We start from the raw sequence: 15,149 nt of genomic DNA, 5'->3' as shown, positions 1-15,149 counted from the left end.
AGGCGGCCTCCACCCACCCCACAACCGTCGCGGCCCTCCCCCCTCCCCCTCCCCCCCCCCCCCCCCCCCCTCCCCCCCCCCCCTCCCCCCCCCCCCCCCCCCCCCCCCCGGGCCCGGTTCTACGGCGTCGCCCACGCCGGCACCACGGCGACGGGGCACGCGGCCGTGCCCACCAGCGCCCGCACGACCCGGCCCCATCCGTCGGACGGCTTCCGGCCCACCACGAGGAGCGTGGCGCTCGCGGAGTGGTGCAGAAGCGCCCGAGCCGGCGGGAGCAGGGCGACGTCTTCGAGCACCGGTACCTCCGGGTACTTCTCGCGCCACGGACGCAGGGCGTCGGCCAGCAGCTGCACCTCGTGGTCCTCCCAGGTCGCGCGGTCCTGCTCCGGTGGGCCGAAGGGCCGCTCGCGGGCCTCGGGCGGAAGGGTCCAGGCGTGGACGGCGTGCAGGCGTGCCTCCCGCACCCGTGCTTCGGCGAGGGCGAACTCGACGGCCCGGCCGCAGGGGTCGCGGGCGTCCACCCCGAGGACGATCTGCCCGGCACGGTAGGTGGAGGCGTGCCGGTCGGGGACGAACACCAGCGGACGGTCCGACGTCTCGACGGCCAGCGGAACGCGGGAGGCGAGCGGCCCGTCGGCGTCGGGCGCGCCCCTGGAGACGTCGTACACGATCATTTTGGCCTGGCTCACCTCCGGTGGTGAGCCGGCGGTCACGCGCAGCGGCAGGCCGTGCAGCCGTGCCTCCCGCGCGGCCCAGTCGGCCGCCGAACCGCCGGGCGCCGACGGGTCCGTACAGGCGAGGATCGCTGTGTCCATCGTGGTCAGTCCTTCTGGTGCAGCCCGGTGCTGAGGGTGCCTGGGGGGTGTGTGTCCTCGCGGTCCAGCCTGTCGCGCTTCTCCGCGCTCGGGCAGGGGCCGAACGGCTCACACCGTCGGACACCCCGGGTCCTGCGGGCGGCTGCCGGGCAGGCGCACCGGCTCAGCCGGACGCGGTGGGCACGGGCTCGCCGAACGGCGTACCGGCCGGGTCCCGCGGTCGGTCGGGCAGGACGTCGAAGACGTCGTCTTCAGGACCGGGCGCGGGGCCACGCCGTCGCTGGCGTCCCGCTGCCAGGTGGCCTGCGAGGTCGACCGTATCGACGACGCGTTCAGCGAGGGCTGGAGCGTTCTGGTGCGCGGCCACGCCCGGACGGTGACGGACCCCGGACGGTGACGGACCCCGGACAGTGACGGACCCCGGACGGTGATGGACCCCGGATGGTGATGGACCCCGGATGGTGACGGACCCCGGTGAGGCGCGCCGGGCTCGCGGAACGGGCGTAGAGCGCGCCGTGGGCGGGCGGCCGGCGGGACCTGTGGTTGTGCATCGTGCCGTACGCCGTCACGGGACGCCGGATCGAGGTCCGAGTCGGATGTACGCCGACGACGGGTTCCGCGAACTCGGCCGGCAGGAGTGTGCGCACCGGTTGGCCACCGTGCCGGTGGGGCGCGTCGTTCACACACGGCAGGCGCCGCCGGCTGAGTTCGCGGAAAGCTTCCGTCTCGACCGTGACGGCGCGGTGCTGGTGCGCACCTCGGCCTCCTCCGAGCTGGTGGGTGCGATCGACGGAGCGGTGGTCGCCTTCGAGGCCGACGAGGTCGACGCGGCCACGCGGTCTGACTGGAGCGTGGTGGTCACCGGCGCGGCCATGCTCGTGACCGACCCCGCTGAGCACGCCCGGCTGCTGCGGACCGGTCCGCGTTCCCGGGCGCCGGCGCCGAGAGAGGTGTTCGTCCGCATCGCCCCTGAGCTGGTCACGGGCCGTGAACTCGGCGGCGGACGCAGCCTGTACGGGGTGCGCCAGCCTCACTGAGTACCGCTCGGCGGGCGCGCGGCGGCTCAGACCTACGGGGTCGGGCGCTGGGGCGTGAGGCGTACCCCGGTGATGAGGTCGGGACGGATGCGGACGGCGTGATCCGTCCGCTCCGTGACCCAGGGGTGCAACAGGGCCCGGTAGCGGTCCAGTTCGTGCGGATCGGTGACCAGCCGCGCGTAGCCGGTGACGACCACGCTCCATCCCAGGTGGGTGTCGGGGTCGATGTCGTCGGCCTCGTAGGCGACGACGGCCCCCTCGTTCCCGCTCCGCCGCGTGTACCGGGTCAGCGCGGCGTCACCGTGGGTGCGGATGACGAGGTCGCCGTCGACCAGGACGTGGTTGACCGGGCGGACGGTCGGCAGCGCGTGCCGGGTGAAGACGACGCGTCCCAGGGACACGCCGCCCAGCAGCCGCAACGCCTCGGCGCCGTCCAGCTCGATGGTCCGGCGGGGTGCTGGGACGTTCGTCGGGTCGTCGTCGGCCATGGCGGGTTCCGTCTCTGGGGTCACGCGCGGTTGTCTGTCGCCCACGGCCACGCGTGGGCCCGACCGGCTCCACCATTCCGGTCAGTCCGGTCATTCCGGTCAGTCCGGTCAGTCCGGTCAGTCCGGTCAGTCCGGTCAGTCCGGTCAGTCCGGTCAGTCCGGTCAGTTTGATCGGCCCGTGCGGGCCGTTCCGGCCGTTCGGGAGTGCTTCGCGCCACGGCCGTTCGGTCCCGGCCGGCGTCCGGTGGCCCCGACCGCGCTGGAAGCGCCGGGGCGGCGCGAACACGGGGCCGGAATCTCCGCGTGGTGACCCGAACGGAACGACACCGCGGGGGATCGGTGCCGCTCCTGTCCCAAGTGTCACTCCCGCCGCTGGATCCCGCCGGTGCCGAAGGTCCCGGCCGCGGAGCCGTACGGCCCTGGACGCGGGCTCGACTGCGCCCGCCGGCACACGGTGAGGCGGTTTCAGGCCGTGGTGCCGGGCAGCCACAGGTCAGGTCCGAAGACCTCGTAGCGGATGTGCCGTGCGGGGACCCCGGCCTTCAGCAGCTGACCGCGCAGCTCCCGCATGAACGGCAGCGGGCCACACAGGAACACCGTTGCCCCGTGCGGGAGTTCGGTGTCGCTCAGGTCCATCAGGCCGGTGCGGGCGTCGACTTCCCCGGGCCCGGGACGCTCGTACCAGAAGAGGGCGCGGCCGCCCGGCAGTTGTCCGACGAGGTCGTGCGTCTCGGAGCGCAGGGCGTGGTCGGCGGGGGAGCGGTCGGCGTGCAGGACCAGCACCGGCCGGGTCGAGCCGAGGGCGGCGAGGTGGGCCAGGATGCCGTGCATGGGGGTGCACCCGATGCCCGCCGAGACCAGCACGAGCGGTCCGGCGGCCTCGGCCGGCTCGTCGAGGAAGACGTCGCCGAAGGGGGCGGACAGCGTCAGCTCGTCCCCCTCCCGGATGCGGTCGTGCAGCAGGTTCGAGACCTCGCCCTCCGGTCCGAGCGCGTCGGCCGCGACCCGCTTCACGGTGATCCGCCGCAGCTCTCCGCCGGGGGCCGAGGACAGGCTGTACTGGCGTATCTGGCGCACTCCGTCGGTCATGTGCGCCCGGACGCTCACGTACTGCCCCGCGCGGGCCCGCGGTGCGGGTCCGCCGTCCGAGGGGCGCAGCAGGAAGGACACGACGTCGGTGGTCTCGGTCCGTCGTTCGAGGACCGTCCACTGCCGCCAGATCTCGCCGGGCCGCACGCCCGCGTCCTGGTAGAGGCGGGCCTCCTGGCTGGTCAGGGCTCCGGCCATCAGCCAGTAGACCTCGTCCCAGGCAGCCGCCACCTCCGGGGTGATCGCCTCGCCCAGGACGCCGGCTATCGCGCCGAACAGGTACTTGTGCACGATCGCGTACTGGTCTTCGGTGACGCCGACGGCCGCGTGCTTGTGCGCGATCCGGGCCAGCAGCGTGTCCGGGCGGGTGTCCGGGTGGTCGAGCAGCCCGGTCGCGAAGGCGGCGATCGAGCCGGCCAGGGCGCGGCGCTGGACACCGCTCGCCTGGTTGCCGCGGTTGAACATGCCGTCGAGCAGCTCCGGCCGGTCGGCGAACATCGTGCCGTAGAAACGGGTGGTGATCTCGTCGAGCGCTCCGGCGACGGCGGGCAGCGTGGCCCGGACGAGGACGGCGGATTCCGCGGACAGCATGAAGTCTCCCGGTAGGGCAGGCGGGTCAGGGGCAGCGGCGTCGCCCGGGGGCGACGCACTTCTGTGTACCAGCCACCGGACGTTCGCCGGCACGATTCGGGGCAGGCGGACCGAAGTGGGGCCGAAGGACCCGTCACTTTGGGCCCATCGGCCCCGTCGGGTCCGCCGGACAGGGGCCGAACGGCGGCAGGACATCGACCGGTCGGCCCTGCCCTCGCCGGTCGCCACCGGGGGCCGGAAGGCCCCGCCGGGCGACCGGGGGACTCGGCCTGACTGGCTACCGTGCCGTGAGCCCGGGGGACTAACGTGGCAGATGATCGGGCCGGTGGGTGTCCGTGGCGTGAGCGGACCTGGAGGCGCACAGGTGGCAGGCCCGGAGGAAGCCCGCGTACGGCTGCCTCAGCTGCGGCTGGACGAACTGCTGGAGGAGGTGCAGGCGCGGCTGGACGCGGCCCGCGGCACCCGTGACCGGGTGCACAACCTGCTGGAAGCGGTGCTGTCGGTCGGCCGGGAACTCGACCTGGAGCAGGTGCTGCGCAGCATCGTGGAGGCCGCGGCGGTGCTGGTCGACGCGGAGTACGCGGCACTCGGCGTGATCGGCCCGGACGGCAAGTGCCTGTCGGCTTTCCACACGGTCGGCGTCAGCGAGGAGCAGATCGCCCGCATCGGCCCCTACCCGGAGGGCCACGGCATCCTGGGCGAACTGATCCGCCACCCGGAGCCGCTGCGCCTGGCGAAGATCTCCGACCACTCGTCCTCGTACGGCTTCCCGCCGCACCATCCGCCGATGAAAACCTTCCTCGGCGTTCCGATCCGGGTGCGCGACCAGGTCTTCGGCAACCTGTACCTGACCGAGAAACGCGGCGGCGGCCAGTTCGACGAGGACGACGTGTCGGTCACGCTCACGCTGGCCGTGGCGGCCGGGGTCGCGATCGACAACGCCCGGCTGTACGCCGAGTCCCGGCTGCGGGAGCGCTGGCTGCGGGCGAACGCCGAGATCACCCACAGCCTGATGTCCGGCGGCACCAGCACCGAGGTCCTCGGACTGATCGCCGAGCGGGCCGGTGAGATCACCCAGTCCGCTCTGGTGGCGGTCGCGCTGCCCATGGGGGACACCGGGGCGCTCGCCGTGGAGATCGCCGTCGGCATGGAGGCCGAGGCACACCGCGGGCTGGTCCTGTCCATGGACGAGAGCCTGATGGGACTGGCCTTCTCCGGCGCCGTACCGGTGACCAGCCAGGACGTATCGCACGACGAACGGATCTCGCGGGAACCTCCGCGCTTCGGCGGACTGGGTCCCGCCGTGGCCGTGCCCGTCGGCACGGGCGAGGCGGGCCCGCAGGGTGTGGTGCTGCTGGCGCGCGAGGCCGGCCGGCCGGGGTTCTCGGCGACCGAGACCGAGACCCTGCAGGCATTCGCCGCGCAGGCCGCCGTCGCCATGGAACTGGCGCGGCGCCGCCAGGACGCCGAGCAGATCGCGGTGCTCGAGGACCGTGACCGCATCGCCCGCGACCTGCACGACCTGGCGATCCAACGGCTGTTCGCCACCGGCATGACCCTGCAGAGCGCGGGCCGATTCATCGAGCACGCCGAGGCGTCCGAACGTGTGGTGCGCGCCGTCGACGACCTCGACGAGACCATCAAAATCATCAGGTCGACGATCTTCGGCCTGCGCACCCGCGAGGGCGTCGGCGGGGCCGGTCTGCGCGCCCGCGCCGTACGGGTCGTCGGCGAGGCGGCCCCGGTGGTCGGCTTCGCCCCCAGCGTGCGGATGGAAGGTCTGCTGGACACCGACGTGCCGAAGGAGATCGCCGACCATGTGGTGGCCGTGCTCTCCGAGGCCCTCACCAACATCGCCCGGCACGCCCGCGCGACCCGGGCCGAGGTGGTGCTGGCCACGGACGGGCGGGAGGTACGGCTGACGGTCACCGACAACGGTGTGGGTCTCGCGCCCGACGGCCGCCGCAGCGGACTGCGCAACATGGCCGAGCGTGCCGAGCAGATGGGCGGCCGGCTGGAGACCGAAGAGCCCGAGGGCGGCGGTGCGAGGCTGGTGTGGCGGGTACCGGCGCCCCGGGCGTAGGAAAACCTCCGCCGGCAGCCACCGGGGCTCGAACTCCCCCCGAGCGTGCGGTACTTGGGGAGGGTGAGGACTCCCTCACCCTCTCGTTGGGCCGGGCCGCCCCCTGAACGGCGGTCAGGGCAACGCTCGCCAGGACTGCCGAAGGCCGACTGCCGACGGCAACCGCTCCGCCCGCCGTCGGCCTGCCACCACCCCCGCTCACCGGTGCCTCCGGCAGGCACCGGGAGCGCGGCCGTGGCCGTCGGCGTGGGTCAGCGCTTGGTGTAGACGAAGCCGACCTTGTCGAGCTCGTCCGCGGAGCGGCCGTGGAAGCCGGCGATCTGCCAGCCGGAGGGCGCGGTGCGGGTCACGCAGTCCGACGTGGTGGATCCGCCCGCCAGGGTGTTGCCCAGGTTGGTGGTGAACCTGGCGTAGAAGATCCGTGTGTGGCCGTCCTTGTCCGCCTGGCACAGGTAGGCGCTCGTGACGTACTCGCCGCTGCCCAGGGTCAGCGAGGAGGCGGTCCCGCCGGTGCCGCCGTGGGTGAGGGTGGTGCCGTTGGCGAGGGTGATGCCGACCTGGTCGACGCGGGAGCCGGCCCGCAGGGAGATCCTGGTGGCGCGGGCGGCCGCCGGGACGCTGGCGATGTCCTGGTAGTAGGTGCCGTGCGGGCCGCCGAACTGGTCACTGAGCTGGAAGTCGGCACTGCGCGACCAGGTGAACCCGGCGGTGACCGGGTCGTGGTCGGACAGCATCTTGCCGTCGGAGTTCAGGAACTTGGCGTGTTCGTTGTCGTACGAGGTCGCGTTGAGCGAGACGAGCTTGCTGCTGCGGTAGAGGATCTTGTCCACCACCTCGCAGGTGTTGGGCACGGTGGCACCCGTCTGGTCGCAGACCAGTGCGTCGCTGCCCTTGGCGGGTGCCACGCCGCCGCGGATCACCTTGACCCATGCGTCGGTGAGTCCGTTGGCCGCGGTGAACTCGGCGATGGTGTCGGCGGACCGCGTGTAGCGGGTGTTGGTGTCGCCCATGACCACGACGGCGTTGCCGGCCGAGTGCGTGGTGATGAACGAGGTCAGCTGGCTGAGGTTGTCGGCGCGGGAGGTCTCGTCACCGTCGTTGGTCCCGGCGTTGGTGTGCAGGTTGTAGAAGTCGACGTACACACCCTCGGCGAGGCGCTCGCGCATGAAGGTGAAGCCCTTGGGGGTGAGGCAGTCGCCGGAGTCGACCTGGCAGGAGTTCCAGTGCACGCGCTCGAAGTCGTCGCCGTCCCAGGCGTAGGTGGAGACGGTGTTGAGCCCGCTGCCGATGCCCGCCCCGCCGCTGGTCGCCGTGCGGTAGGGGTGGGTGTCGGTCGAGTAGAGGTAGGCGTGGTAGTTGAAGTCCTCCTCCACGTTGACGATGTCGTAGGGCGCGATGCGCCGGCCGATCTCGGTGGTGCTCGTGTCCCGCGGTGTCGAGGCGCTGGACAGCCACTCGGGCAGGCCGGCGACGTTGTAGGTGAGCACGCTGAAGGTGCCCGAGTCGGCGGCTGCCGCGGAGGGCGCGGCCGCGATGAGGCCGCCGAGGGCGGCGGTCATCGCCGCCAGGCAGGCGAGGAGTCTGCGCATGGGGGAGTTGCTCCTGGGGGTTCTGGAGAGGGTGGTGAGGCACGTCGCAATGTAGCGACAAGCGCTTTCCCTGCACACTCCCCGGAAGGTCTTTTCTTACCCCCGGTAACCAGTCCGGGCCGGGGCCCCGTAAAGTCCGGTCCGGGCGGCCTTTCCGCCGTGCGATCCTGCACGGGGCGAGGGGCGAGCCGGTGAACCTCGCGCGTCCGGCGGGGTGCGGATCGGCGTCGAGGTGGTGGGTCCGGCGCGGTGTCGGTGGCGCCTGTTCCCACCGCGGGTTCGGTTGCCGGCGGCAGTCCGGACGAGGGGCCGGGCCGACCTGGCGTCAGCCGCTCGGGCGCATGCTGCGAAACCTGCGTGAAGGTCTCCAAGTGAGCTGCCTTATGGGCCTGTTGGTGTCGTGGCGACTGATAAGATCCTTCTACCTCTCAGTAAGTTGACATAGAGTCATATTTGTGGTCGGGGGCGGTTCCCGCTCCCCCCTTGCGAAGGAGCGTTCGTTGGTCCACAGGTCACCTACGCGGCCGAGTGGGACCACGGTTCGCGGGAGGACCGCGAACTGTCGGGCGCCCGGGGGAAGTCGACTTGTAGAGAGTCTCGCGGCCTCACCCCAAGGCCCGGCCACCGCTGCCCCGCTTTCCCCGGGGCACCAATCAACCTCCCCTCGGAGCAACCGAGTTGGTGCGTCTCCGGGGCCGGGGTGCGCCTCTCGGATGCCCTCTTCGCAGTGATAGCATCCCCGCATCTGCGACCTTGATCCACATATTCGGGCGCTGATCTGAGGTCGGTCCGCTCTCCACGCGCCAGCTGGTCGAGCGGGTCCCGGCCTGTGTCGCGGGTCCTCGCGGGGGGTGTATCCGTCTACGTCTGCATTTCCATGCGTCGGGAAAGGTTTCCATGAATCGAGACACCCTTGCGTGGTGCCTGGTCGCGGTCACGGCGACAGCCGTCGCCGCGATCATCGTGCTCGTCGTCCGCAACAGAGCCCTGAGCGAGAGGAAAAGACAGGCCGAGGACGCCCTGACGCAGCGGCTGAACGCGGCGGAGAGCCAACTGATAACCGCCCGGAACGAGTTGCAGAGGTACACACAGGAACTCGACGGAACGATCCGGGAGGCCGAGGAGGCCGCCGAGGAGAGCACCAAGGCCGTCCTGAAGGGCGCCGCCCGCTTCCTGCAGAGCCTCGCGGCCGAACAGATGGCGCTCCTCGAAGGGGTCCAGCGCAAGTACGGCGGTCACGCCGTCCTGGGCGACCTGCTGGAGGTCAACCACGCCAACGCGCAGATGGCGCGGAAGGCGCAGGGCATCGCCGTACTGTGCGGTGCGCCGGTCGGCCGCCGCAGCCGCTCCGCGAGCGTCTACGACGTGGTGCGCAGCGCCCAGGGGCAGATCCGCAACTTCCGGCGCGTCGAGATCATGCAGCAGACCGGTTTCGCGCTGAAGGCGTCGGCGGTCTCGCCCGTCGCGCTCGCCGTCGCCGAACTGCTCGACAACGCCGCCAGCTTCTCCCAGCAGGACGCGCCGATCGAGGTGACGTTCCAGCGGGTGCAGAGCAACCTGTGCATCATCATCGACGACGCGGGCGTCAGCATGAACGACGAGGACCGCCAGATGGCCACCGCGCTGCTGTCCGGCGACTTCGTGCCGCGTCTGTCGCAGCTCGGCAACCAGCCCAAGTTCGGTTTCCCCGTGATCGGCCTGCTCGCGCGCCACTACGGGTTCCGGGTCGACGTGACCGGCGTGTCCCGCTACGGCGGTGTCCGCGCGGTCGTCCTGCTGCCCGAGGAACTGTGGACCGAGGAGCAGGCGCCGCCGCCCGTGGAGGAGGCTTCGGTGAGCAGGATCCGCAGCGCCGGCAGCCGGGCGACGGACGGGACGCGCACCGCGCACGGCCTGCCCAAGCGCGGGGCACGCCAGGTACCCGTCGCCAGTGTCGCCGACAGTGAGGACTTCCGGTCGTCGCGGACGCCCGAGGAGACCGGCCGGGCGTCCGGCCGCAGCCTGGGGGCGTTCCAGCGAGGCACTCTCTCGGGCCGCAACCTCGACCCCGCGTCCAGCGAAGGGTCCGAAGACGCATGAGTGCTGACCTGTCGTGGATGCTCGAGGACATCGTGGCCAACGTGCCCAAGGCGCGCCACGCGGTCCTGCTGTCCGCGGACGGCTTGCCGCGGGGAGCCACCGAGGGCCTCGTCGAGAAGGACGTGCGCACCATCTCCGCCGCCATGGCGGGCATGCAGTCGCTCAGCCGGGCGACAGCCCACTTCGCCGGTACGGCGGAGGACCGCCAGTGGCACCAGACGATCATCGAGTTCTCCCACGGGTGGATCTTCCTGATCGGAGCCGGGCAGGGTGCTTACCTGGCCGCCGCGGCGGCGCCCGACGTCGACATGCAGCAGATCTCCTTCCGTATGCACCGCCTCGTCGCCCGGTTGGGCAACAACCTCACCTCCCCGCCGCGGGTGAACCTCGAGGACGCTGGCCAGGGCGCCGACGGAGCGCAGGCCCGGCGCGAGGAGAGGGCCGCCCCGGAGAACGTGCTCGCCGACCTCGACAAGGTGATCGCCGACGTCAAGGGCGCCCGGCACGCCGTACTGCTGGGGTCGGATGGTTTGCCCCGCGGAACGACCTCGGGGATGAACCGCGACCTGGCGGACACCATCTCCGCGGCCATGACGGGCATCCACGCCTACAGCCGCGTCACCTCCCAGTTCGCGGGGATCCGGGAGGACGCCGAGTGGCGGCAGACGGTCATCGAGTTCCAGCACGGCTGGATCTTCCTGATCGCCGCCAGCCACGGCACGTTCCTGGCCGCGGCCGCCGAACACGACTCCAACATCGAGGAGTTCACCAACCGTCTGCACGAGGTGGTGCCCCGGCTGAGCGCCCAGCGGGCACCGCGGGAGGAGGCGGGCAGCGATGTCTGAGGAACACGGCCCGGAGCTGGAACTGACGTCCGCCTTAGTACCCCTCTTCGTGATCACGAACGGCCGTGGCCTGCCTCCGGACCAGGAGTACGAGCGCACCGCCCTCGTGACCGCGCACAAGGGCGCGTCGGCCGCGGCGCGCACGCTGTCGCCCGAGGCGCGGACGATCATGGAGCTGGTCGCCGACGGCTTCCTGTCCGTGGCCGAGGTGGCCGGGCACACGCACCTGCCGCTGGGCATCGTGCGGATCCTCCTGGCGCAGATGGAGGAGAGCGGTCTGATCCTCGTGAGGAAGTCCGTGCCGCGCGCCGAACGGGTCGACAGGGAACTGCTCGGCGCCGTGCTGGATGGCCTCAAAACCCGATTCGGAGCGTGAGCTGTGTACGTGGATCCAGACGTCTCCCGCTCGGTGAAGATACTCGTCGTGGGTCACTTCGGGGTCGGGAAGACCACCTGCATCGGCAGCATCTCCGAGATCGAGCCGCTGCAGACCGAAGAGGAGATCACCGAGGCCAGTGAGGGCTTCGACGACCTGTCGGGCACACCGAACAAGACGACCACCACCGTGGCCATGGACTTCGGCCGGCTGACCCTCAGCGACTCGCTGGTCCTCTACATCTTCGGAACGCCCGGGCAGGAGCGTTTCAAGGAGATGTGGGAGGAGCTGTCCCGGGGCGCGCTGGGCGCGCTGGTCCTCGTGGACCCGCAACGCCTGCACGAGTCCTTCCCCGTGCTGGACCTGGTCGAGAGCTTCGGCCTGACGTACGCCATCGGCGTCAACCACTTCGAGGGCGCCACCACCTATCCGATCGAGGAGGTCCGGGAGGCGCTCAACCTCCCCGCGGACACCCCCATCGTGGGCTGCGACGTGCGCGACCAGCGCTCCTCGGCCCAGGCACTCATCACCCTCGTCACGCACCTTATGTCCCTACTCGGCTAGGAACCCCGGCATGCAGCAGCACTACGACCCACAGGGGATACCGCCCGGTTGCCCCGCGCACGGCAACATCCCGCTGTACGGCCCCGAGTTCGGCTCCGACCCGGAGGCCGCCTACGCCCACCTGCGCTCGCTCGGCCCGAGCGCGCCGGTCGACATCGCCCCCGACGTCGAGGTCGAGCTGGTCACGAGTTACGACGCCGCCCTGTACATCCTGCAGAACCCGGCGTCCTTCGTCCGTGACTCCCGCCGCTGGAACGCGCTGAACGAAGGCCGCGTCCCGGTCGACAGCCCGGCCGTGCCCATGATGGGCTACCGCCCCAACGCGCTGTTCAGTGACGGCGCGGCGCACGCCCGGCTGCGCCAGGCGGTCACCGACAGTCTGGCCACCGTCAACGAACACCGGCTCGTGCGGCAGACCCAGCAGTCCGCCGACTACCTGATCAGCCGCTTCAGTTCCGAGGCCCGCGGCCAGGCCGAGCTGATGGCCTCCTACGCCCAGCCGCTGCCGCTGCTGGTCTTCAGCGACCTGTTCGGCTGCCCGCCCGAGATCGGCGACCGCGTCATCGTCGGCATCAGCGGCATCTTCGACGGCACCGCCGGCGCGGACCAGGTGCTGGGCGGGGCCCTCGCGGAGCTGATCGCCCTCAAACGGCGCTCCCCCGGAACGGACCTGACGACACGTCTGATGGAACACTCCGCGCAGCTGTCCGACGAGGAGGTGCTGCACCAGCTCGTCACCCTGCTGTCCGGCGGCACCGCTCCCCTGGCCGCCGCCATCGGCACCAGCAGCGCGCTGTACCTCAGCGAGGAGTGGCAGGCCGGCCTGCCGGTCGAGGACGCGGTCTCCCAGACCCTGTGGAACTACGCCCCGATCGCCAACTACGCGGCGCACTACCCGACTCACGACGTCGAGCTGGGCGGCCGGTACCTGCGGGCCAACGACCCGGTGCTGGTGTCCTTCGCGGCGGCCAACACCGACCCGAAGCTCGCCGAGCACCGCGAACAGCTCAGCGCCAAAGCGCATCTGGCCTTCGGCGCGGGCCCGCACGCGTGTCCCGCCAAGGACCCCGCGTTCATGATCGCGGTGACGGCGGTCGAGTCCCTGCTCAACCGGCTGCCCGATCTCGAGGTACGCGTGCCCTTCAAGGCGCTCACCTGGGCGCCGACACCGTGGAGCCGCTCGCTGGTGACCCTTCCGGTCCGGTTCACCCCGCGGACCGTGACGTCGGCCGCCTCCGAGCCCGCCCGCACCGCGGAACCGCAGCCACCGGTGTCGGCCGGTCAGCGCGCCGGGTCGGCGCCGGGACGGGTGACCCCGGCCGCCCCCCACCCGAAGGGCCTGTTCAGCCGCTTCCTGGCCTGGACCAGGGGGGAGTGACGCAGGTAACCCCAAGCGTCCAGGGTGTTGGTGGATGTCTCAAGATTCCCTTGGGTACGTATGGCGGCTGATGCTCAGGAAGGAGCCGTCATCGTGGTGGTTGCCGCCAACCCGTCGCACGACCGCCGTTCGGCCGTCGCCCTCTTCTCCCGTCTCAGGACGGCGAAGGGGCAGGCCGACCCCTTCCCCATCTACTCGGCGCTCCGGTCCATGGGCGGAGTCGGCCCCGCTCCCTGGGGCGGCTCCGTCGTGACCAGCTTCGACCTCTGCGACCAGGTGCTCCGCAGCCGTGACTGGCTGGAACCCGACAAGCGCTGGCGTGCCCAGCAGGGCCCCGGCACCCGATGGAACGCTCCCTCCTCCCAGGAGATGAGCAACACCCTGCCCGCGCTCAACGGCCCCGACCACACCCGAATACGCAGGGCGGCCGGCACGTTCGGCCGCCCCGCCCTGCAACGCCTCGGCCGGACGATCACCCGGACGACCGATCAGCTGCTCACCGCCGTCCAGGAGCAACTGCACGCCGGTGAGGCCGACTTCGCCGCGCTGGTGAGCGAGGAGCTACCGGTGATCGCCATCGGTGACTGGCTCGGTTTACCGACCCAGGACCATCCGCGGCTGCGCCGGCTCACCCACGAACAGGTCTTCACCCAGGAACTCCTGCCCTCCGCCAGCCAACTGGCACGCTCCGACGCGGCCACGGCCGAGCTGCGCACCTATTTCATGGACCTCGTGCGTCACCGGCGAGCCCACCCCGGCGAGGACCCCGTGTCCCGCTGGACACAGACCTGGGACGCGCTCGAACCGGACCGCGACAAAGCCGACGAGGCCGTCTACTTCCTCGCCCTGTTCGTCCTGCTCGCAGCCCTGGAGACCACCTCCAGTCTGCTGTCGACGATGGTGCTGCGGCTCGTCGAGGACCCGGACCGCTGGGACCTCGTCGCCGCCCATCCCGACCTGGTGCCCGGGTTCGTGGAGGAGACCCTGCGCTACGACCCGCCCACGCATGTGATCAGCCGCGTCGCCGCCAAGGACTCCGTCCTGGGGGGACGCGAGATCCACCAGGACGAGATGGTCCACCTCATGGTGGGCGCGGCGCACCGGGATCCGGCCAGACACACCGATCCCGAACGCTTCGACCCGCGCCGAAGACCCGACCATCTCGCCTTCAGCGGAGGCGTCCACTACTGCCTCGGCGCGCCGCTCGCCCGGCTGGAAGCCCAGACCCTCCTCCACCAACTGGTCGGACGCCTGCCCCGCCTCACCCTGGCCCGCCGCCCGGCGTGGGCACCCCGGGTGGCGTTCCGGCGCCTGCTGAACCTGGACGTCGCCCTCGCATGATCGAAACCGGCAGTATCCTCTCCGCTCCCCGGGGCGAAGCCGTGGCCGTCGAGCAGGACGGCCCCGCTCCCCGGGGCGAAGCCGTGGCCGTCGAGCAGGACGGCCCCGTGCTTCGCGTCCACCTCAACCCGCTCAAGGGGGACGACACGCTCGGCGTGGCCGTCCTCGACGCGCTCATCGCCCTCCTCGACGACCTCCACCAGCGGCCCGACATCCGCGTGTTGGTGCTGTCGTCCCTGGGCGAGGACTTCTGCCTGGGGGCCGACCGCGCCGAGTACCAGGAGGCGCTGGCCGCCGATCCGACGGGAGCGACGCTGCGCCGGATCGCCGACAAGGCCCATCGTCTGTGCCAGGCACTGGAGACCACCCACGCCGTGACGATCGCGCGGCTGCACGGCCGGGTCATCGGTGCCGGCCTGGCGCTCGCCTCCTACTGCGACCTGCGCGCGGCCGCGGACACCAGTCGCTTCAGGATGCCGGAGGTGGGCCTGGGTCTCCCGCCGGCCTGGGGAGGTGCGATGGGCCGGCTAGTCGCCGAGGCCGGTGTGGCACGCATCCGCGAACTCATGCTGACCTGCGACGTGTTCGACGCGCCCACCGCCCACCGGCTCGGCCTCCTGCACAAGGTCGCCCCGCTCGGCGAACTGGACCGGACCGTCGCCGCCTGGACGAGGCCACTGGTCCGGCGCCAGCCGGAGGCCCTCGTCCTGACCAAGCGCATGCTGGCCGGCTTCGCCCGGGCCGACCGCACCGCCGACGTCGGACTGCTCGACTCCCACCTCCTGGTGGCGCAGCTGAACCAGTCCGCGGGCCGCGGCCCGACGGCCGCTCGGTGACCAGCGGATCATCAACGCGGTTACCCGGAAGCAATTTT

At 71.6% G+C, this 15,149-nt stretch carries 14 protein-coding genes; 10 read left to right on the top strand and 4 right to left on the bottom strand.

Features of this window, described 5'->3' with window-relative positions:
- Positions 1-119: 119 nt before the first annotated feature.
- Positions 120-815, bottom strand: coding sequence for a universal stress protein (locus AC07AZ_RS33580; RefSeq protein ID WP_478854511.1), 696 nt, complete (start codon positions 813-815; stop codon positions 120-122).
- 49 nt (positions 816-864) lie between these two features.
- Between AC07AZ_RS33580 and AC07AZ_RS33575 the strand changes: the two genes are divergently transcribed.
- Together AC07AZ_RS33575 and AC07AZ_RS33570 are read left to right on the top strand one after the other, a co-directional pair.
- Positions 865-1,212, top strand: coding sequence for a pyridoxamine 5'-phosphate oxidase family protein (locus AC07AZ_RS33575; RefSeq protein WP_478854510.1), 348 nt, complete (start codon positions 865-867; stop codon positions 1,210-1,212).
- A 199-nt stretch (positions 1,213-1,411) separates the two neighbouring features.
- Positions 1,412-1,852: a pyridoxamine 5'-phosphate oxidase family protein gene (locus tag AC07AZ_RS33570; protein ID WP_478854509.1), complete on the top strand. Its 441-nt coding sequence runs from the start codon at positions 1,412-1,414 to the stop codon at positions 1,850-1,852.
- A 32-nt stretch (positions 1,853-1,884) separates the two neighbouring features.
- On the opposite strand, the gene AC07AZ_RS33565 is transcribed toward AC07AZ_RS33570, so the two are convergent.
- Together AC07AZ_RS33565 and AC07AZ_RS33560 are read right to left on the bottom strand one after the other, a co-directional pair.
- A complete protein-coding gene (locus tag AC07AZ_RS33565; RefSeq protein ID WP_478854529.1) occupies positions 1,885-2,340 on the bottom strand; it encodes a pyridoxamine 5'-phosphate oxidase family protein in 456 nt (151 codons plus the stop codon).
- Between the two features lie 465 nt (positions 2,341-2,805).
- A complete protein-coding gene (locus tag AC07AZ_RS33560; RefSeq protein WP_478854508.1) occupies positions 2,806-4,020 on the bottom strand; it encodes a globin domain-containing protein in 1,215 nt (404 codons plus the stop codon).
- A gap of 364 nt (positions 4,021-4,384) precedes the next feature.
- On the opposite strand from AC07AZ_RS33560, the gene AC07AZ_RS33555 reads away from it, so the two are divergent.
- On the top strand, positions 4,385-6,103 hold the full coding sequence (locus AC07AZ_RS33555) for a GAF domain-containing sensor histidine kinase (protein ID WP_478854507.1): 1,719 nt from the start codon (positions 4,385-4,387) through the stop codon (positions 6,101-6,103).
- A 251-nt stretch (positions 6,104-6,354) separates the two neighbouring features.
- On the opposite strand, the gene AC07AZ_RS33550 is transcribed toward AC07AZ_RS33555, so the two are convergent.
- Positions 6,355-7,692 (bottom strand): jacalin-like lectin, encoded by a 1,338-nt coding sequence (locus AC07AZ_RS33550; RefSeq protein ID WP_478854506.1) that lies wholly within the window; start codon positions 7,690-7,692, stop codon positions 6,355-6,357.
- 897 nt (positions 7,693-8,589) lie between these two features.
- Here AC07AZ_RS33550 and AC07AZ_RS33545 point away from each other — a divergent pair.
- The 7 genes from AC07AZ_RS33545 to AC07AZ_RS33515 are packed head-to-tail and all read left to right on the top strand — an operon-like array spanning position 8,590 to position 15,111.
- Complete coding sequence (locus AC07AZ_RS33545; RefSeq protein ID WP_478854505.1) at positions 8,590-9,771, top strand: ATP-binding protein; 1,182 nt, start codon at positions 8,590-8,592, stop codon at positions 9,769-9,771.
- Positions 9,768-10,616, top strand: coding sequence for a roadblock/LC7 domain-containing protein (locus AC07AZ_RS33540; RefSeq protein ID WP_478854504.1), 849 nt, complete (start codon positions 9,768-9,770; stop codon positions 10,614-10,616). The genes AC07AZ_RS33545 and AC07AZ_RS33540 overlap by 4 nt, the downstream gene beginning before the upstream one ends.
- Positions 10,609-10,992 carry a DUF742 domain-containing protein gene (locus tag AC07AZ_RS33535; RefSeq protein ID WP_478854503.1) on the top strand — a complete coding sequence of 128 codons (384 nt, stop codon included), beginning with the start codon at positions 10,609-10,611 and terminating at the stop codon, positions 10,990-10,992. The genes AC07AZ_RS33540 and AC07AZ_RS33535 overlap by 8 nt, the downstream gene beginning before the upstream one ends.
- Before the next feature lie 3 nt (positions 10,993-10,995).
- Positions 10,996-11,556 (top strand): GTP-binding protein, encoded by a 561-nt coding sequence (locus tag AC07AZ_RS33530; protein ID WP_478854502.1) that lies wholly within the window; start codon positions 10,996-10,998, stop codon positions 11,554-11,556.
- Positions 11,557-11,566: 10 nt separating this feature from the next.
- Entirely contained in the window at positions 11,567-12,934 is a 1,368-nt protein-coding gene (locus AC07AZ_RS33525; RefSeq protein ID WP_478854501.1) for a cytochrome P450 family protein, read from the top strand.
- Between the two features lie 60 nt (positions 12,935-12,994).
- Positions 12,995-14,275: a cytochrome P450 gene (locus AC07AZ_RS33520; protein WP_478854500.1), complete on the top strand. Its 1,281-nt coding sequence runs from the start codon at positions 12,995-12,997 to the stop codon at positions 14,273-14,275.
- Positions 14,272-15,111 carry an enoyl-CoA hydratase/isomerase family protein gene (locus AC07AZ_RS33515; RefSeq protein ID WP_478854499.1) on the top strand — a complete coding sequence of 280 codons (840 nt, stop codon included), beginning with the start codon at positions 14,272-14,274 and terminating at the stop codon, positions 15,109-15,111. Before AC07AZ_RS33520 ends, AC07AZ_RS33515 begins: the two co-directional genes overlap by 4 nt.
- Positions 15,112-15,149 lie beyond the last annotated feature (38 nt).

Source organism: Streptomyces sp. NPDC043878 (genome assembly GCF_056435735.1).
This window is presented reverse-complemented; position numbering and strand designations above follow the sequence as displayed.

Coding starts and splice junctions, on each gene's coding strand:
- AC07AZ_RS33580 (WP_478854511.1), bottom strand. CDS start 815: ATGGACACAGCGATCCTCGCCTGTACGGACCCGTCGGCGCCCGGCGGT.
- AC07AZ_RS33570 (WP_478854509.1), top strand. CDS start 1,412: ATGTACGCCGACGACGGGTTCCGCGAACTCGGCCGGCAGGAGTGTGCG.
- AC07AZ_RS33565 (WP_478854529.1), bottom strand. CDS start 2,340: ATGGCCGACGACGACCCGACGAACGTCCCAGCACCCCGCCGGACCATC.
- AC07AZ_RS33560 (WP_478854508.1), bottom strand. CDS start 4,020: ATGCTGTCCGCGGAATCCGCCGTCCTCGTCCGGGCCACGCTGCCCGCC.
- AC07AZ_RS33550 (WP_478854506.1), bottom strand. CDS start 7,692: ATGCGCAGACTCCTCGCCTGCCTGGCGGCGATGACCGCCGCCCTCGGC.
- AC07AZ_RS33545 (WP_478854505.1), top strand. CDS start 8,590: ATGAATCGAGACACCCTTGCGTGGTGCCTGGTCGCGGTCACGGCGACA.
- AC07AZ_RS33540 (WP_478854504.1), top strand. CDS start 9,768: ATGAGTGCTGACCTGTCGTGGATGCTCGAGGACATCGTGGCCAACGTG.
- AC07AZ_RS33535 (WP_478854503.1), top strand. CDS start 10,609: ATGTCTGAGGAACACGGCCCGGAGCTGGAACTGACGTCCGCCTTAGTA.
- AC07AZ_RS33525 (WP_478854501.1), top strand. CDS start 11,567: ATGCAGCAGCACTACGACCCACAGGGGATACCGCCCGGTTGCCCCGCG.
- AC07AZ_RS33520 (WP_478854500.1), top strand. CDS start 12,995: ATGGCGGCTGATGCTCAGGAAGGAGCCGTCATCGTGGTGGTTGCCGCC.
- AC07AZ_RS33515 (WP_478854499.1), top strand. CDS start 14,272: ATGATCGAAACCGGCAGTATCCTCTCCGCTCCCCGGGGCGAAGCCGTG.